14 protein-coding genes and 2 pseudogenes are annotated in these 17,413 nt (G+C 70.6%); 7 read left to right on the top strand and 9 right to left on the bottom strand.

Annotation, left to right across the window (positions count from 1 at the left end; genetic code table 11):
• Positions 1 to 253 precede the first annotated feature (253 nt).
• Entirely contained in the window at positions 254 to 988 is a 735-nt protein-coding gene (locus OG329_RS04940; protein ID WP_405793088.1) for a TetR/AcrR family transcriptional regulator, read from the bottom strand.
• 85 nt (positions 989 to 1,073) lie between these two features.
• On the opposite strand from OG329_RS04940, the gene OG329_RS04945 reads away from it, so the two are divergent.
• Complete coding sequence (locus tag OG329_RS04945) at positions 1,074 to 3,293, top strand: MMPL family transporter (RefSeq protein ID WP_405793089.1); 2,220 nt, start codon at positions 1,074 to 1,076, stop codon at positions 3,291 to 3,293.
• 97 nt (positions 3,294 to 3,390) lie between these two features.
• Here OG329_RS04945 and OG329_RS04950 read toward each other — a convergent pair whose 3' ends face one another.
• From OG329_RS04950 to OG329_RS04980, 7 genes are all read right to left on the bottom strand, one after another.
• Positions 3,391 to 4,176, bottom strand: a complete 786-nt coding sequence (locus OG329_RS04950) for an ABC transporter ATP-binding protein (RefSeq protein ID WP_405793090.1) — start codon at positions 4,174 to 4,176, stop codon at positions 3,391 to 3,393.
• Entirely contained in the window at positions 4,169 to 5,107 is a 939-nt protein-coding gene (locus tag OG329_RS04955) for an ABC transporter permease (protein WP_405793091.1), read from the bottom strand. The genes OG329_RS04950 and OG329_RS04955 overlap by 8 nt, the downstream gene beginning before the upstream one ends.
• Before the next feature lie 99 nt (positions 5,108 to 5,206).
• Positions 5,207 to 6,079, bottom strand: a complete 873-nt coding sequence (locus tag OG329_RS04960; protein ID WP_405793092.1) for a glycosyltransferase family 2 protein — start codon at positions 6,077 to 6,079, stop codon at positions 5,207 to 5,209.
• A gap of 5 nt (positions 6,080 to 6,084) precedes the next feature.
• A complete protein-coding gene (locus tag OG329_RS04965; RefSeq protein ID WP_405793093.1) occupies positions 6,085 to 6,864 on the bottom strand; it encodes a CDP-alcohol phosphatidyltransferase family protein in 780 nt (259 codons plus the stop codon).
• Positions 6,842 to 7,903, bottom strand: coding sequence for an iron-containing alcohol dehydrogenase family protein (locus OG329_RS04970; protein ID WP_405793094.1), 1,062 nt, complete (start codon positions 7,901 to 7,903; stop codon positions 6,842 to 6,844). The genes OG329_RS04965 and OG329_RS04970 overlap by 23 nt, the downstream gene beginning before the upstream one ends.
• Positions 7,891 to 8,628 carry a sugar phosphate nucleotidyltransferase gene (locus OG329_RS04975; RefSeq protein ID WP_405793095.1) on the bottom strand — a complete coding sequence of 246 codons (738 nt, stop codon included), beginning with the start codon at positions 8,626 to 8,628 and terminating at the stop codon, positions 7,891 to 7,893. The genes OG329_RS04970 and OG329_RS04975 overlap by 13 nt, the downstream gene beginning before the upstream one ends.
• Positions 8,625 to 10,577, bottom strand: a complete 1,953-nt coding sequence (locus tag OG329_RS04980) for a DUF5941 domain-containing protein (RefSeq protein WP_405801653.1) — start codon at positions 10,575 to 10,577, stop codon at positions 8,625 to 8,627. Before OG329_RS04980 ends, OG329_RS04975 begins: the two co-directional genes overlap by 4 nt.
• Before the next feature lie 354 nt (positions 10,578 to 10,931).
• Here OG329_RS04980 and galE point away from each other — a divergent pair, with 354 nt between their 5' ends.
• The 4 genes and pseudogenes from galE (at position 10,932) to idi (ending at position 14,837) form a co-directional block, all read left to right on the top strand.
• Positions 10,932 to 11,915: a UDP-glucose 4-epimerase GalE gene (galE, locus tag OG329_RS04985; RefSeq protein WP_405793096.1), complete on the top strand. Its 984-nt coding sequence runs from the start codon at positions 10,932 to 10,934 to the stop codon at positions 11,913 to 11,915.
• 151 nt (positions 11,916 to 12,066) lie between these two features.
• Positions 12,067 to 13,008 carry a cation diffusion facilitator family transporter gene (locus OG329_RS04990; protein ID WP_405793097.1) on the top strand — a complete coding sequence of 314 codons (942 nt, stop codon included), beginning with the start codon at positions 12,067 to 12,069 and terminating at the stop codon, positions 13,006 to 13,008.
• Between the two features lie 335 nt (positions 13,009 to 13,343).
• A pseudogene (locus OG329_RS04995) lies at positions 13,344 to 14,072 on the top strand (class I SAM-dependent methyltransferase); the annotation flags it as partial.
• A 171-nt stretch (positions 14,073 to 14,243) separates the two neighbouring features.
• Positions 14,244 to 14,837, top strand: coding sequence for an isopentenyl-diphosphate Delta-isomerase (gene idi / locus OG329_RS05000; protein ID WP_405793098.1), 594 nt, complete (start codon positions 14,244 to 14,246; stop codon positions 14,835 to 14,837).
• Between the two features lie 157 nt (positions 14,838 to 14,994).
• On the opposite strand, the pseudogene OG329_RS05005 reads toward idi, so the two are convergent.
• Positions 14,995 to 15,435: pseudogene (locus OG329_RS05005) on the bottom strand (ATP-binding protein); the annotation flags it as partial.
• A gap of 237 nt (positions 15,436 to 15,672) precedes the next feature.
• Here OG329_RS05005 and OG329_RS05010 point away from each other — a divergent pair.
• Complete coding sequence (locus OG329_RS05010) at positions 15,673 to 16,446, top strand: enoyl-CoA hydratase/isomerase family protein (protein WP_405793099.1); 774 nt, start codon at positions 15,673 to 15,675, stop codon at positions 16,444 to 16,446.
• Between the two features lie 92 nt (positions 16,447 to 16,538).
• Positions 16,539 to 17,402, top strand: coding sequence for an SCO6745 family protein (locus OG329_RS05015; RefSeq protein ID WP_405793100.1), 864 nt, complete (start codon positions 16,539 to 16,541; stop codon positions 17,400 to 17,402).
• Positions 17,403 to 17,413: the final 11 nt, after the last annotated feature.

Consider the following 17,413-nt stretch of genomic DNA (forward strand, 5'->3'; position numbering starts at 1 on the left):
CGGAGCTGGAGATCAACCGTCATTGCCGTCACGTCTCCCGTTCTACACTGCCGACCCAAACATCGTATTTCGGACACGCCGCGCGGCCTGACCACGGGGACACCGCCGATCTGGCGGACCTGCGGCAGGTCAGCCGGGGCTTACGGACGTATCGCCGCTCTTGCCACGAATCAGCACCGGTACAGCTTACGTTGTACAACGCCCAGGGCCACGCCGGGGGACCTCGCGCACAACGACAACATCACGACCCGCATCAACCTTCCTCAGCGGCACGGGACTTGACGGAAGTTTGACTGTTGACAGGCGCCGGGTGGGGTTCCCGGGGCACCAGAAGACCGGCGACGATGGTGTCGGTCGCGCGTTCGATCACGGCGTCCCGGTCGGCGGCCGGAAGTCGGCCCATCGGCCCGTCGAGAAGGAGCATCGACAGGCCGTGCGCCGTCGCCCAGGCGGCAGCCTCGGCGCCGGGGCGGTTCTCGGCGGGCATCCGGCCGGTGGCGACCAGTTCGTCCAGCGCCTCGCTGAGCAGGTTGTACGAGCGGTACTGGGGATTGTCGTCGGGCGCCGTCACACCGCCCCACCCCGCACCCCCGCCGGCGTCCAGCAGCGCGTGGGAGAAGGCCGTACGGAAGAGGCCGGGGTGCTCCAGGGCGAAGCCCACGTACCCCCGGCCGAGCGCCGCCAGCCGCAGTTCGGCGGCGGCCCCGGGGTGGTCGCCCCGCGGCACTTCGACCCCGACCCGCTCCATCGCGTCCGCGAGCCGCTGCTGCGCCTGGATCTTGACCGCGAAGAGCAGATCGCCCTGGCCGGCGAAGTGGCGGTAGGCGGCGGTGGCGGAGACGCCCACGCGGCGGGCCACCTCGCGCAGGACGACCCGCTCCGGCCCGCCGTCGGTCGCGAGCTCCACTCCGGCGGTGATCAGCGCGTTGCGCAGGTCGCCGTGGTGATAGCCGGCCTTGGCCCGCTGGTTCGCCCGGTTGGTCTCCATACCTTCATCCTGCCCGATGTTGACAGCATTAACATCCCCTGCCAGAGTCCAGTGTTGACGCCGTTAACATTCGATGGGGGAACCCGTGCTGTCCAAAATCGCTGAGCTGGCCCTGAAGAGGTCGCGGCTCCTACTCGTACTGGCCACCGGCGCCGTGCTCGCCATGGGCGCGCTCGGCGCCGGCGCCTTCGGCAAACTGCTCGGCGGCGGCTTCGACGACCCCGGCGCGCAGTCCTCGCGCGCCGCCGTACACATCGACGAGAAGTTCGGGGGCGAGACCAATCTGCTGTTCCTGATCGGATCGAAGGACACGCAGGACGGCGACGGGCAGGGACCGGGCTCCCCCGTGTTCGACGAGCGGGGGCGCTCCCTCACCGCCGGCCTCAAGGACGACCCCACCGTGAGCAACGTGGTCTCGTACTGGGACACCCAAAACCCCCGGCTGCTCTCCGAGAACGGCGGCGAAGCCCTGATCGCCCTCCATGTGAAGGGGGACCAGACCGAGCGCGACGAACGCGCCGAGCAGTTGATCGACCGCTACACGGGCGAGCGCGACGGTGTCGAGGTGCGGGCCGGCGGCGAGATCGCCGTGGGCCTCGACGTCGGCGCCCAGGTCTCCGGCGACCTGGTCGTGGCCGAGGCGATCGCCGTACCGGTGACGCTGCTGCTGCTGGTCCTCGCCTTCGGCAGTCTGGTGGCCGCGGCGCTGCCCCTGGTCATCGGGCTGATCGCGATCGTCGGCACGTTCGCGCTGCTGTTCGTCCTCGGCAGTGTGACCGAGGTGTCGGTCTTCGCGATCAACCTGACGACCGCGCTCGGTCTGGGCCTGGGCATCGACTACGCCCTGCTGCTGGTGAGCCGCTTCCGCGAACAGCTCACAGCGGGCCAAGAGGTCCCCGAGGCACTGCGCACCACGGTACGGACGGCGGGACGCACGATCCTGTTCTCGGCCGCGACCGTCGCCGCCGCGCTCGCCGCGCTGCTCGTCTTCCCGCCGTACTTCCTGCGGTCCTTCGCCTACGCGGGCATCGGTGTGGTGGTGATCGCGGTCGTCGCCGCGCTGTTCGTGGTGCCGCCGCTGCTCGCCGTGCTGGGGCACCGGGTGAACAAGGGCCGGCTGCCCTGGGCCAAGGCCGTACGCCGCTCGGAGGCGCCCTTCTGGGGACGGCTCGCCGCGCTGGTCATGCGCCGCCCCGCCCTCACCGCCCTGCCCGTGCTCGCCCTGCTGCTGCTCGTCGCGAGCCCGCTGCTGGGTGTCACGTTCGGCACGCCCGACGAGCGGGTGCTGCCCGAGGACGCCGCCGGCCGCCAGGTGGCGACGGCCGTCCAGAACGACTTCCCCACCGACGAGGCGGGCGCCGTCCAGATCGTCAGCACCTCCGCCGTCGACGCGGAGCCGCTCGCGGCGTACGCCACCGGACTGTCCCAACTGGACGGTGTGGTACGCGTCGACGCCTCCACCGGCACCTACACCGACGGGAAGGGCGGGCAGCCGGGCCCGGCGCACGCGGGGCTGGCCCGGCCGGACGCACAGCGTCTGGTCGTCGTCACCGACACGACACCCAAGTCCGGCGCCGCACAGGACCTGGTGGCCGACATCCGGGCGGTGGACCGGCCCGCGGGCACCGAGATGCTGGTCGGCGGAACGGACGCGGTCCTGGTCGACTCCCGGCAGTCCATCGGTGACCGGTTGCCGTGGGCGATCGGGCTGGTCGTCGTGACGACCTTCGTGCTGCTGTTCCTGTTCACCGGCAGCGTCGTCCAGCCGCTGCGCGCGCTGCTGCTCAACGCGATCAGTCTGTCGGCCGCGATCGGCGCGATGGTGTGGATCTTCCAGGACGGCCATCTGTCGTCGCTCCTGGGCTTCACCCCGCAGCCGATGGACACCTCGATGACCGTGCTGCTGTTCTGTGTCGCCTTCGGGCTCTCCATGGACTACGAGGTGTTCGTGACCAGCCGGATGAAGGAGTTGCACGACGCGGGCGCGGACCGGACGACGACCGTCACCCAGGGGCTGGCCCGCACCGGGCGGATCGTCAGCATGGCGGCCGGACTGCTGGCCGTGAGCTTCTTCGCCTTCGGTACGAGCCAGATCAGCTTCCTCCAGATGTTCGGCATCGGCAGCGGTCTGGCGATCGTCATCGACGCGGTGGCGGTGCGCGGGGTGCTCGTACCGGCCGCGATGCGGCTGCTGGGGCGCGGCGCCTGGTACGCGCCGGCCGCGCTGCGCGGGCTGCACCGGAAGGTGGGCCTCGCCGAGGAGCCGGCCGCCGCCGAACCGGAGCGGACCCCGGCGGGCGTCTGACGGCCCGCGCGACGCGGCGGACCCCCGCCCGGATTGCATCCGGCGGGGGTCCGCTGCGGTGTGTCTGCCGGGAGCGTGAACTCCCTTACGAGGACGGCTACTTGCCGGTCTCCTTCTCGTACGCCTTCAGCACCTCGTCCGTCGGGCCGTCCATCAGCAGCTCGCCCTTCTCCAGCCACAGCACCCGGTCACAGGTGTCCCTGATCGACTTGTTGCTGTGGCTGACCAGGAAGACCGTGCCCGCTTCCTTGCGCAGCTCGCGGATCCGCGCCTCGGAGCGGATCTGGAATTTGCGGTCACCGGTGGCCAGCGCCTCGTCGATCATGAGGACGTCGTGATCCTTGGCCGCCGCGATGGAGAAGCGGAGCCGGGCGGCCATACCGGAGGAATACGTGCGCATCGGCAGGGTGATGAAGTCGCCCTTCTCGTTTATCCCGGAGAAGTCGACGATGGACTGGTAGCGCTCCCGTACCTGCTCGCGCGTCATACCCATGGCCAGACCACCGAGGATGACGTTGCGCTCGCCGGTGAGATCGTTCATCAGCGCGGCGTTGACACCGAGCAGCGAGGGCTGGCCGTCGGTGAACACCTTGCCGTGCTCCGTGGGCAGCAGCCCCGCGATGGCGCGCAGCAGGGTCGACTTCCCGGAGCCGTTGGTGCCGATCAGGCCGATCGCCTCGCCTCGGTAGGAGGTGAAGCTGACCCCCCTGACGGCGTGCACCTTACGGACTCCGCGCGATTCGCCCTTCTCGCGCCTGAGTATGCGGCTCAGTGCCGCGGTCGCGCTGCCCTTGCCACCGCCGCCGCCGTTGACTCGGTACACGATGTGCACGTCGTCGGCGATGACGGTGGGGACGCGCCCTTGCTTGTCGAGGTCAGCCACGGCCGTATCGTTCCTCAGCCTTCCAGAAGTACACAAAGCCCGCGATGCCGACGAGCAGCGACCAGGCGAGACCCGCGGCCCACACGTGCTGGGGCAGGTTCGATGAGCCGTAGGCGTCGATCAGCGCGAAGCGGATGAGGTCCATGTAGATGGCGGCGGGGTTGTACTGGAGTACGTCCACGACCCAGCTCGGCACGTTCGGCTTGTCGGCGAGCATCAGCGGGATGGAGAACATCACGCCGGACGCGTACATCCAGGTGCGCATGATGAACGGCATGAGCTGGGCGAGGTCGGGCGTCTTGCTGCCCAGCCGCGCCATGATCAGCGCCAGGCCGGTGTTGAAGACGAACTGGAGCGCCAGGACGGGCAGCACCAGCAGCCAGGACAGGGACGGGTAGCTGCCGAAGCCGACCACCACGAGCAGCAGCACGATCATCGAGAACATGAGCTGCTGGAGCTGCTGGAGGGCGAAGGAGATGGGGAGGGAGGCGCGGGGGAAGTGCAGGGCGCGTACCAGCCCGAGATTGCCCGAGATCGACTTCACGCCCGCCATCACGGACGTCTGGGTGAAGGCGAACACGAACACGCCCGTCACCAGGAACGGGATGTAGACGCGGATCTCCATGCCCCGGCCGGCGTTCAGGATCAGGCCGAAGATCAGGAAGTAGACGAAGGCATTGAGCAGCGGGGTCGCCACCTGCCAGAGCTGGCCGAGTTTCGCCTGGCTGTACTGGGCCGTGAGCTTCGCCTGGGAGAAGGCGAAGATGAAATGGCGCCGGCCCCACAGCTTGCGGATGTACTCGGCCAGTCCCGGACGGGCACCGCTCACCGACAGGCCGTACTTGGCGGCCAGTTCGGTCGAGGACAGACCGTCGTCGGGAGACGGCGGGGCGCTCATGGCGATCGCGCCGTCATGGGTTGTCTCACTCACAAGTTGAAACTTTCGTGTTCAAGATGCGCGGCCGGTCGGGCACAGGCGTGGACGGCCAGGACCCGAAAGTTAACCCTGATGCTCTCAGAACCGAGCCTGTCAGATGACAGGCGGTCGGCCCAGTCGGGTCAGCCGCCACACCGTACGCCACTTCATGGGCCTGCGGGGACCGCACGGAGTCGACCAGCCTTCCCGGAAACCGCCGAACCATGCCTTGAGCGCCGGGACGGTGGGGCGCCGGGCCAGGGTGAGCAGGATCCAGACGCCGAGATAGACGGGCACGACGGGGGCGGGCAGATTGCGGCGCGCGAGCCAGACGCGGTTGCGGGCCACCATGCGGTGGTAGACCGCGTGCCGTGACGGCGGCATCGTGGGGTGGAACAGCACCATGTCCGCGCGGTAGTCGATCATCCAGCCGGCGTCCAGCGCCCGCCAGGCGAGGTCGGTCTCCTCGTGGGCGTAGAAGAAGTCGCCGGGCAGGGCGCCGACCTCGGCGATGACCTTCGTACGGACGGCGTTGGCGCCGCCCAGGAACGTCGTCACGCGCGACGAGCGCAGCGGGTCGGAGGCGCGCAGCCGCGGGACGTGGCGGCGCTGGGTGAGGCCGGTCTCGGGGTCGGCGATCCGGAAGCTGACGATGCCGAGGACCGGGTCGGCGGCGAACGCCGCGCGGACCAGCTCGGCGGTGTCGGTGCCGGGCAGCAGCCCGTCGTCGTCGAGGAACAGCAGCGCGTCCACGTCGCCGCCGGAGGGGCCGAACGCCTCGATGCCGACGTTACGGCCGCCGGGGATGCCAAGGTTCTCGGGCAGTTCCACGGTCCGTACGCCCTCGGGCACCTCCCCGACCGGGGCGCCGTTGCCCACGACGACGACGTCGATCGGGTCGCCGTCCTGCTTGGCGACGGAGTCGATGAGGGCCCGGAGGTCGTCAGGGCGGTTGCCCATGGTGATGATCACCGCACCGAGCCGCATGTCACTCACCTCAGCCTGCTGGAGGCGAGGATCGACACGAGGTGCAGCAGCGTCTGCACGACGGCGATACCGGCCAGTACGGCGACGCCGAGCCGGGAGAAGAACAGATCGTCGCGGACCGTGTCCAGGATCGCCAGGAGAAGGATCAGCAGGGACGCCTCGATACCGAGGATGAGGCGGTGGAACTTCAGCGCCCCGGCGGCCCGGCGGGCCAGCGCCATACCGGACGAGCGCGGCTCGGACGCCGTCTCCTTGACCGGCGGCAGGCCCTGCTGGTGGCGGGCGACACCGACGAGGTCGGTCTCGGCCTTGATCAGGATGGCGCCGAGGGCGGCCAGGGTGCCGAGGAAGGCCCAGAGCCAGTCGATCCGCCCGGAACCCCACAGGTCGGCGGCGCGCAGCCCGAAGCCGACCAGGACGGCGGCGTCGCACAGATAGGCGGCGACCCGGTCCATGTAGACCCCGGTCATCGAGTACTGCTTCTTCCAGCGGGCGATCTCACCGTCGACGCAGTCCAGCAGCAGATAGAGCTGGACCATCACCACGCCGAGCACCGCGCCCAGGATGCCGGGCACCAGGAGGGCGGGGAGGGCGAGGACGGCCGCGGCGGTCATCACATAGGTCACCTGGTTGGGCGTGATCCGGGTGTTCACCAGGTGCCGGTCGATGCGCAGGGAGACCTCGCGCATGTAGAGCCGGCCCCCCCAGTGCTCGCCGCTGCGCCGGTCCTTGACACCTGGGGGGTGAACGACCGGGCGTAGTTCAGCTACCGATGGCTTTTGCATAGTCGGCGTAGGCGTCCTTGATCTGGTCCGGGGACAGGTTGAGGTGCTCCAGGATCGTGAAGCGTCCCGGACGGGTCTGCGGTGCGTAATCCACGGCCCGGACGAACTCGTCCAGGCTGAAACCGATCTCCGTCGGCAGCACGGGCAGTCCGTGCCGGCGCAGCACTTCGGCGATGAGCTGGGACTGTGCGTGGGCGCCGCGCAGATGCATCGCGAAGGCGGCGCCGATGCCGACCTGCTCGCCATGGCTCGCCGCCCGCTTGGGGTAGAGCAGGTCGAAGGCGTGGCTGATCTCGTGGCAGGCGCCGGAGGAGGGACGGGAGTCGCCGCTGATCGACATGGCGATACCGGTGAGGACGAGCGCCTCGGCCAGGACGGTCAGGAACTCGTCGTCGCCGGCGGTGCCGGGGTGACGCAGGACGGCCTCACCGGCGGTACGGCCCATGGCGGCGGCCAGGCCGTCCACCGGCTCCCCGGTGATCGCGTGGGACAGTTCCCAGTCGGCGATGGCGGAGATGTTGGACAGCGCGTCGCCAATGCCGGCGCGTACGAAACGGACGGGGGCATCGCGGATGACATCGAGGTCGACGACGATGGCGATGGGGGTCGGGACTCCGTACGAGCCACGGCCGTTGTCGTTGTCCAGGGTGGCGATCGGCGAGCAGATGCCGTCGTGCGAGAGATTGGTGGCGACGGCCACCATCGGCAGGCCCACGCGGGCCGCCGCGTACTTCGCGACATCGATGATCTTGCCACCGCCGAGCCCGACGACCGCGTCGTACCGCTTGCCCTTTATGTCGTCGGCGAGCTTGACCGCGCAGTCGATGGTGCCGTCGGCGACCAGGAACCAGGCGGCGCCGGGCAGCACCGGCGACAGTTTCTCGCGCAGCGCCTGCCCCGAGCCGCCGCTGATCGCGATCGCGAGCTTGCCGGACGCGGAGATCCGCTGGTCGGCGAGGAGGCCGGCGAGATCGTCCAGGGCGCCGCGGGCGATGTCCACGACGACCGGGGACGGGATGAGTCGGGTCAGTACTGGCACGCGATGACACGGCCCTTCGCGAGGTCGTCGTGGTTGTCGATCTCCACCCAGGGGACGTCGCCGATGGGGGCGACGTCGATGGTGAAGCCTGCGTTCACGAGTTCCTGGTAGCCGTCCTCGTAGTAGAGGTCGGGGTCGCGCTCGAAGGTGGTCCTCAGGGCGTCGGCGAGTTCACCGGCGGCCTCGGGCTCGATGAGGGTGACGCCGATGTACTCGCCGGTGGCGGTGGCGGGGTCCATCAGCTTCGTGATGCGGCGCACGCCCTTGCCCGGTTCGGTGATGACCTTCATCTCCTCGTCGGCGAGGTTCTTCACCGCGTCCAGCGCGAGGATGATCTTCCGGCCCTCGCCGCGCGCGGCGAGCAGGGTGCGCTCGACGGAGACGGGGTGGACGGTGTCGCCGTTGGCGAGGATCACACCGCGCTCGATGACATCGCGGGCGCACCACAGGGAGTAGGCGTTGTTCCACTCCTCGGCCTTGTCGTTGTCGACGAGCGTGAGGGTGAGCCCGTACTTCGCCTCCAGGGCCGCCTTGCGCTCGTACACGGCCTCCTTGCGGTAGCCGACGACGATCGCGGCCTCGGTGAGCCCGATCTCGGCGAAGTTGCCGAGCGTCAGGTCCAGGACGGTCGTGTCGCCGTCCACGGGCACGAGGGCCTTGGGGAGCGTGTCGGTGTAGGGGCGCAGGCGCCTTCCGGCACCGGCTGCCAGTACGAGGCCGATCATGCGGTTTCTCCTTCGTCATGTACGGCGGGGGCTCCGGAGGACACCCAGAACTGGATGGACTCCATGAGCGCGATGACGGCGACGACGACGGCGAGCAGCGTCAGTCCCAGGGAAAGGCCGGATTCGGCCGTGGAGAAGGCGGCGAGTACGGCGACGAGCAGCGTGCGGCCCTCGTGTCCGCCGAGCGACCGGACCAGGGCGCGGGGCGGGGCTCCGGCGCCGCCACGGATGCGGTACACCGTGTCGTAGTGGTGGTAGGCGACCGCCGCGACCAGCCCGAACGCGGCGGGCAGGGCGCCGGGGACATCCGCGCGGGCGGCGAGGACCAGGATGGTGCTGTACTCCGTGGCCCGGAAGACCGCCGGGACGAGCCAGTCGAGCGGGCCGCCCATGCGGTGGGCGACGGCGATGCCGGAGGTCACGACGTACACCAGGGCGCCGAGGACGAGCACGGGGCTCTCGAGCGGGCCGAAGGCGGCTACGGAGACGACCGTGGCACCGCCCGCGAAGGCGATCAGCAGGGGCAGTACGCCGGGCAGCGCGCGGGCCGGGCGGCCGGCCACGCGGGCGACCAGCTCGGCGAGCGGTCCCGAGTCGGCGAGGTCGGCGAGCGCCTGGGCCGCCCGGTCGGTACGCACGGCCTTGCGGGTCACCGAGCGCAGGACGCGGCCGGCGGTGGTGTAGCAGGCGGCGAAGGCGCAGCCGGCGAGGAGCGCGTAGAAGACGATCCGGGGGGTGGTCAGGGCGGTGAGGACGGCGATCATCGCCCAGCGCTCGCCGATCGGCAGGACGATCATCCGGCGCACCCAGACGGTCCAGCCGACGCTGTCGAGCCTGCTGGAGAGCGCGGTGGTGGGGGTGCCGACGACGGCCTTGCCGTTGACGGTGGCGGCGGTGCTGTCGGCGTTGGCCTCGTTGAAGGAGAAGTCCACGAAGTGGCGTACGGACTGAAGGACCATCGCGGCGAGCGCCAGGGCCCATACGTCGTCGCCGCCGCGGGCCGCGCCGAGGGCGAGACCGGCGTAGTACGCGTACTCCTTGGCCCGGTCGAAGGTCGCGTCGAGCCAGGCGCCCATCGTGGAGTACTGGAGCGAGTAGCGGGCGAGCTGTCCGTCGGTGCAGTCGAGCACGAAGGAGAACAGCAGCAGCAGTCCGGCGGCGACATAGCCGCCGCGGGTGCCGGTGGCCGCGCAGCCCGCCGCGATCAGGGCGGTGAACAGGGACGCGGTGGTGACCTGGTTGGGGGTCAGTCCGCGCCGGGCGCACCAGCGGGCGAGGTAGCGGGAGTAGGGGCTGATGCAGAAGGTCGTGAAGAAGCCGTCGCGGGCCTTGACGGCGGAGCGCAGCCGTACGGCCTCGTCGTCCACGGCGGCGACGGCGGCGAGCGCCTGGGTACGGTCGGCCGGGGTGTGCGGGACGGCGGCGACGAGCGAGCCGAGTTCGGGGTGCTGGACGACGGTGCCGTCGGCTTCGAGGGCGGCGGCGACCCGGTCGGCGAGCGGGAGTTCGACGGTCGCGGGCGCGGTGTGTATGACGGGCGCGGTATGGGTGACCGGCTGGTCGGCCTCGGTGACGAGGCCGGTGCCACCGGTACGTACGGCGGGGGCGTCGGCGGTCGCGGTCGCGTCGGTACGGTCGGGGGCTGTGCCGTGCGTCACGGCGGCCAGCGCCACGGACAGCGCGGCACGTGCTTCGGGTCGCGCGGTCAGCGCGCCGGTGACGGCCGCCGCCGGGAAGCGGGGATCGGTCAACGCGAGCCGTAGCGCGTGGAGATGACCGACGAAGCGCTGATCGACGAGGGCGACGCGGTCGGCGGCGGGCGCCGAGCCGAGCAGGCTCAGCGCGGTGGCCGCGTCGGGCGCGGTGCGCACCTCGAATCCCAGCGACCGCAGATCGCCTTCGAGCGGCGATCCGGGTACCGGGGTGCCGGTAAGGATGGCGGTCGACAGACGAATTCACTCCTTGACACTGACAGGGCGGACGCGCGGCGGCTCTGCCCGGCATCCGGGTCGGCGGCACGTCGGCAGAGGCTATCGGATGAACGGAAACCTGCGTTCACTGCCCGTTCACGCCCCGGACGCCATGAGCCGGGCCAATTGCGACCCGCCGGGAGATCATCATTGTCGATCGGTGCCCCGCCTCACAAACCGTGGCCGTCAGGGACCCGTACGGGTCCCGTAAGACATATCCGACTCCGCACGGTCTGCGCCGTCGAAGCCACGACCGGCAGGTGAACGTCCGGTAACCGTACGACAGAGCGGCGGCCCGGCGGCGGGCTCGAGGACAGGCCCTAAGGTGACGGCATGACTTGGCTGATCACAGGTGGAGCGGGGTACATCGGGGCGCATGTGGCGCTGTCCATGGCCGGGGCGGGTGAGCGGGTCGTCGTCCTCGACAATGTCTCGTCCGGGGTCGCCGACCGGCTGCCCGCCGAAATCCCGCTGGTGCGCGGCTCGTTGCTCGACCGGGAGGTGGTCGACCGGGCGCTGGCCGAGCACGCGGTGAGCGGTGTGGTGCATCTCGCCGCGAAGAAGCAGGTCGGTGAATCGGTCGAACAGCCCCTCGCCTACTACCGGGAGAACGTGCACGGGCTGACCGTGCTGCTGGAGGCCGTGGTCGCCGCCGGGGTCGAGCGGTTCCTGTTCTCGTCGTCGGCGGCCGTGTACGGCGTACCCGATGTGGACCTGATCACGGAGCGGACCCCGGCCGTGCCGATCAATCCGTACGGCGAGACGAAGCTCACGGGCGAATGGCTGGTACGCGCCACGGGCCGGGCCCACTCGCTGTCGACCGCGTGTCTGCGCTACTTCAACGTGGCGGGGGCGGCGCGGCCCGAGTTGGCGGACACCGGGGTCTACAACATCATCCCGATGTTCTTCGACCGCGTCACCCGCGGTGAGCCGATGCGGATCTTCGGCGCGGACTATCCGACACCGGACGGCACCTGTGTACGGGACTACATCCATGTCGCGGATCTCGCCGACGCCCATCTCGCGGTCGCCCGGCGACTGGCGGCGCGGGAGGTGCCCGGGGATCTGACGTACAACATCGGGCGCGGCGAAGGTGTCTCGGTGCGTGAACTCGCGGATCTGGTCGCCGAGATCACCGGTGACACGACCGACCCGGTGGTCGAGCCGCGCCGGCCGGGTGACGCCGCGAAGGCCGTCGCGTCGGTCGAGTCGATCACCGACGAGCTGGGCTGGACAGCGCGGCGCACCGTACGCGAGATGGTCGAATCGGCGTGGGAGGGATGGCGGCTGCGCCATCCCGAGCTGCCCGCCGGCTGACCCGTAAAAGATCTTGGCACTCCGCTGACCTGCGGGCATTCCCGCAGGTCAGAGGGAATGACAACGGTGTTCAGTCCCGTGTTGCCCGATACCCCCCACCCGTAGTTCACTGGCCGCATCGGCACGATCGAACCGACCGGGAGGCAACCTCATGGGGGATGGGCACGATCACGGGCACACACACGGCGGCGCGCCGCCGCCGGGGACCGCGACCGCCGCCTACAAGGGGCGGCTGCGGATCGCGTTGGGGATCACCCTGTCGGTGATGGTCATGGAGATCGCCGGCGGCATCGCGTCCGACTCCCTGGCCCTGATCGCCGACGCCGCGCACATGGCGACGGACGCGGTCGGTCTCGCCCTGGCGCTGCTCGCCGTCCACTTCGCCAACCGGCCGGCTGCGGGCAACCGTACGTTCGGCCTCGCCCGCGCCGAGATCCTGGCCGCGCTCGCCAACTGTCTGCTGCTGCTCGGTGTCGGCGGCTTCCTGCTCTTCGAGGCGGTCGAGCGCTTCATCACCCCCGCCGACACCGACGGCGGGCTCACGATCATCTTCGCGGCCGTCGGCATGGTCGCCAATCTGATCTCGCTCTCCCTGCTGGTGCGCGGGCAGAAGGAGAGCCTGAATGTGCGCGGGGCGTATCTGGAGGTGCTGGCCGACACACTCGGCTCGGTCGCCGTCCTGGTCTCGGCGACGGTCATCCTGACCACCGGCTGGCAGGCCGCCGACCCGATCGCGTCCCTGGTGATCGGCCTGATGATCGTCCCGAGGACGGTGAAACTGCTGCGCGAGACGCTGAACGTACTGCTGGAGGCCGCGCCCAAGGGCGTGGACATGGCGGAGGTCAGGGCGCACATGGTGGCGCTCCCCGGCGTGGAGGACGTACACGATCTGCACGCCTGGACGATCACCTCGGGCATGCCGGTGCTCTCGGCGCATGTGGTGGTGAGCCAGTCGGTGCTCAACAGCGTCGGGCACGAGAAGATGCTCCACGATCTCCAGGGCTGTCTCGGCAGCCACTTCGATGTCGAGCACTGCACGTTCCAACTGGAGCCGGTGGGGCACGCCGAGCACGAGGCGAATCTCTGCCACTGAGGGGGCGGAGCCGGTTCGGGGCCGGTTCGGGGGCGGGCGTTGGCGGTCCTGCGGTGGGACCGCCCACGAGGCCCCTGTAAGGTCAGAGCCGGAGACATCGGTGTCTCCCCCCGTCGTGAAAGGAGCTGAGGTTGATGACCGTCGCAGTGGAGGTCGCCATGCGCGGCACACGGTCCTTCCTCGACTCCCGGGCTACCGGCTGACCGGTCGCACCACACCGGTCCCGCGTCGGCCGGAGCCCCTTCACACAAGGGTTGCTCACGTTGTCCGACAACGACGCACACACGACAGACACACAGAACACCCCCGGCGCGGACGCGGCGGCCGAGGCGGAGCTGTACGCCGCCTTCTTCGCCCTGCACCACGGTCTGCCCCGGCAGGGTCCCGGCTCCGACGCCACCACCCGGCGACTGCTGTCCTTCACCGGACCGCTGCCGTCCGGTCCGCGCGCGCTCGACCTGGGCTGCGGCCCCGGCCGGGCGGCACTGCTGCTGGCCGCCGAGGCCGGCGCGCGGGTGACCGCCGTCGATCTGCACGAGCCGTTCCTCGAGGAGCTGCGGCAGAGCGCCGCGGCCCGCGGGCTGACCCGGCTGATCAGTACGGAAGCGGCCGACATGGCCGAACTGCCCTACCCGGACGGGTCGTTCGACCTGGTCTGGGCGGAGAGCTCGATCTACGGCATCGGCTTCGCCAACGGCCTGGCCCGTTGGCGGCGGCTGCTCGCACCCGGCGGCGCCCTGGTCGTCACCGAGTGCGAGTGGACGACGGCCGACCCGAGCCCCGAGGCGCGTGCCTTCTGGGACGAGCAGTACACGCTGCGTACGACCGAGGAGAACACGGCCGCGGCCGTCGCCGCCGGTTACACCGTGCTGGAGGTGTACCGGCAGCCGGAGAGCGACTGGGACGAGTACTACGCGCCGCTCGGTGACCGGGCCGACTCGGCCGACCCGCGGGAGCCCGGCATGGGGCGGGCGCTGGCCGTGACCCGCGCGGAGATCGCGATGCGCCGCGAGCACGGCACGGAGTACGGCTACACCGGCTACGTCCTGCGTCCGGACGGACCGCCGGTGGCGTAATGGACGCGCCCTGGAACCAGGGCGGCACACCGGACGCGACACATCCATGTCCGCCCCCGCGAGCACATCGCGGGGGCGGACATGCCCGTTTCACGGAAGTGCGGACAACACGCTCTCGTACGGCAGACTGGGGGCCGAGGACCGAAGCGAAGGATGGCTATGCCGACCACACCTGTCACTGCGGCGAGCAGCTCGCCGAACGGCGTACAAGAATCGATCTTGCTGGAGCTGGTCGACGAGGACGGCAACACCATCGGCACGGCGGAGAAGCTCGCGGCGCATCAGGCACCGGGGCAGTTGCACCGGGCGTTCTCCGTGTTCCTCTTCGACCAGCAGGGCAGGCTGCTGATCCAGCGCCGCGCGCTCGGCAAGTACCACTCCCCCGGTGTCTGGTCGAACACCTGCTGCGGGCACCCGTATCCGGGTGAGGCGCCGTTCGCCGCCGCCGCGCGCCGTACGTACGAAGAACTCGGCATCTCGCCCACGCTGCTCGCCGAGGCGGGCACGGTCCGTTACAACCACCCGGACCCGGCGTCCGGGCTGGTCGAGCAGGAGTACAACCACCTCTTCGTGGGGCTGGCGCGGACGGCGCTGCGGCCGGACTCGGCGGAGATCGGCGACACGGCGTTCGTCACGCCGGCGGAGCTGGACGAGCGGCACCGGTCGGCGCCGTTCTCCGCGTGGTTCATGACCGTGCTGGACGCGGCGCGCCCGGCGGTCAAGGAGCTCACGGGGCCGGACGGGGGCTGGTAGCGCTCTCCCGCGCTTCCCTTGCCTCTCGCGCCTCTCCTGCTTCCCGTGCCTCTCGTGCTTCCCGTGCTTCCCGTGCCTCATGGATCACCGGGTCTCCGGGAAGCACCGGGAGCGCGGGAGGCTGTCGATTTTCCTGGGCCGGCATCGCCACGGCGTCGGGCGTCAGCGGGAGCACCGCCCAGATGATCTTCCCGCCGCTCGCCGTGTGCTCCACGTCGCAGGCGCCGCCCGCCTCCAGGGTGATCTCCCGTACGAGCAGCAGACCGCGCCCGCCGGTCTGCCCGTAGTCCCGCTCCAGCGCCTTCGGCCGGTACGGATGGTTGTCCTCCACCGAGACCCGGATCCAGTCGGCGGCGATGGCGACCTCCACCGCGACCTCGGGCGACAGCAGGGCCGCGTGCCGTACGGCATTGGTCACCAGCTCCGAGACGATCAACAGCAGTCCCTGGACGGTCTCCTCGGAGATCGGGGCGCCCTGCCGGTCCAGCAGGTCACGTACGGCGTGCCGCGCGTGCGGCACGGAGATCTCGACCGAGGGGGCCGTGAACCTCCAGACCCCGTCGTACGGTCTCGCCGGAATACTCCCGAGGCTCTCCACCACCGCGCACCCACCCTCGGTTCCGCAGCGCTCGAGCGCGCTGTTCTTGGATCTCGAGTCTTGGTAACAGAGCCGGACGGACCGCCTTACTGAACAGAAGTCAGCGCCTATCGATGGATTGTGTCCGAATACGTTCGGCTACGTCAGACAGTTGACCGACTGTGGCGCTTTCCTGCCCTCTTGTTTTCCGGCGGCTTCACGATCACCGCTACGTCCTGCCCGGATACCATCCGGCACATGGAGCCCGAGCCGACCGAGACCCAGCCGCCGCAACTGGCCGTCGCCGTGGCCGACGGGATCGCCACCGTGACCATCACGCGTCCCGCCAAGCGCAACGCGCTGACGCCGGACATGTGGCGGGCGCTGCCCGAGCTGCTGGCGCGGCTGGCGACGGATCCCGCGGTACGTGCCCTGGTGCTCACCGGCGCCGGTGACTCGTTCAGCGCGGGTGCCGACATCGGGGCGCTGCGCGAGCCCGGTGACGCGATACAGGATCTGAGCGTGCGGGCCGAGGACGCGCTGGCCGCCTTCCCCAAGCCGACGCTGGCGGCCGTACGCGGCTACTGCGTGGGCGGCGGCGCCCAGTTGGCGGTCGCCTGCGATCTGCGGTTCGCGGAGGAGGGTGCGCGGTTCGGGATCACGCCGGCGAAGCTCGGCGTCGTCTACCGCTCGTCGTCCACCCGGCGGCTGGTCGCGCTGGTCGGCCCGTCGACCGCCAAGTACCTGCTGTTCTCCGGGGAGTTGATCGACACCGAGCGGGCACTGCGGACCGGACTCGTGGACGAGGTGCACGCCGTCGGCCAACTGGGCAGGCGGGTGGGCGAGTTCACCCGGGTGCTGGCCGCCCGCTCGCGACTGACGCAGGCGGCGGCGAAGGAGTACGCGACGGGCCGCGAGGACCGGGACGCGTACTGGGACGAGCAGTCGCGCGGCAGCGGGGATCGCGCGGAGGGGGTGGCGGCGTTCCTGGAGCGCAGGACGCCGCGCTTCGAGTGGACGGTCGGCGGCTGAGGCCGCGGGCGGTTCACCACCGGGGCGGGAGCCTCTTGGTCCCTTGGGTCCCCGGACTTCCGGGCGTACCGACCAGTCGGTAACGTACGGGCATGACCACTCTCGCCCCGCGCGCCGGACGCCGCTGTCACAACGCCGTCAATCCGCTCCACTCGACGGTCTACTTCTCCCCGGACCTCGACAAGGAGTTCGCCGGGGTCGGCGTCGACGATCCGAGGGCCGCGTATTTCGCCGGGCGCGGCGCCGCGATGGGCGAGGTCGGACCCGGTGTGATCGCCGCCGCCTTCTACAACTTCAGCTACGAACTCGTCGCCCGGCACATCCCCGCCGTCTGGCGCGTCGCCTCCCCCGGCACCGTGCTCGACGCCCGGCTGCGCGCCGTCGACTCCACCCTGCGGCGCGTCCTCGGCAAGGAGGCCGTCGCGTCCGACGAGATGGCGGAGGCGGCCCGGCTCGCCCTGCGCGCCACCGAGGCGTGCACCCGGCACGCCCGGCCGCTCTACGCCGCGCACGCCGACCTGCCGGTGCCCGAGCAGCCGCATCTGGCCTACTGGCACGCGGCGACACTGCTGCGCGAACACCGCGGCGACGGCCATGTCGCCGCGCTGCTGTCCGCCGGGCTCGACCCGGTCGAAGCACTCGTCAGCCACACGGCGACCGGCAAGGGCATGTCCCCGCGCTGGGTGCTCGCCACCCGGGGCTGGCACCGTACGGACCTGGACGCCGCCGCCGGACGGCTGCGCGAGCGCGGACTGCTGGACGGCGCGGGCGAGTTGACCGAGGCGGGGACCGCGCTGCGCGCCGAGCTGGAGGAGCACACGGACCGGCTCGACAGCGCGCCGTACGAGCATCTGGGCGCCGCCGGGGTGGAGCGGCTGACCGAGCTGGGGCAGGGATTCCTGATGGCCGCGGTCGGTGCCGGGGCGTTCCCCCACGATCTCCTCGGGAAGGACTGACGCTCGCGAAG

It is taken from the genome of Streptomyces sp. NBC_01506 (assembly GCF_045040295.1).
Taxonomy (GTDB): Bacteria; Actinomycetota; Actinomycetes; order Streptomycetales; family Streptomycetaceae; genus Streptomyces.

What these genes read in the sequence shown, in the direction of transcription:
- OG329_RS04940 (WP_405793088.1), bottom strand. Translation starts at nt 988, where the DNA reads ATGGAGACCAACCGGGCGAACCAGCGGGCCAAGGCCGGCTATCACCAC.
- OG329_RS04960 (WP_405793092.1), bottom strand. Translation starts at nt 6,079, where the DNA reads ATGCGGCTCGGTGCGGTGATCATCACCATGGGCAACCGCCCTGACGAC.
- OG329_RS04965 (WP_405793093.1), bottom strand. Translation starts at nt 6,864, where the DNA reads ATGCAAAAGCCATCGGTAGCTGAACTACGCCCGGTCGTTCACCCCCCA.
- OG329_RS04975 (WP_405793095.1), bottom strand. Translation starts at nt 8,628, where the DNA reads ATGATCGGCCTCGTACTGGCAGCCGGTGCCGGAAGGCGCCTGCGCCCC.
- galE (WP_405793096.1), top strand. Translation starts at nt 10,932, where the DNA reads ATGACTTGGCTGATCACAGGTGGAGCGGGGTACATCGGGGCGCATGTG.
- OG329_RS04990 (WP_405793097.1), top strand. Translation starts at nt 12,067, where the DNA reads ATGGGGGATGGGCACGATCACGGGCACACACACGGCGGCGCGCCGCCG.
- idi (WP_405793098.1), top strand. Translation starts at nt 14,244, where the DNA reads ATGCCGACCACACCTGTCACTGCGGCGAGCAGCTCGCCGAACGGCGTA.
- OG329_RS05010 (WP_405793099.1), top strand. Translation starts at nt 15,673, where the DNA reads ATGGAGCCCGAGCCGACCGAGACCCAGCCGCCGCAACTGGCCGTCGCC.
- OG329_RS05015 (WP_405793100.1), top strand. Translation starts at nt 16,539, where the DNA reads ATGACCACTCTCGCCCCGCGCGCCGGACGCCGCTGTCACAACGCCGTC.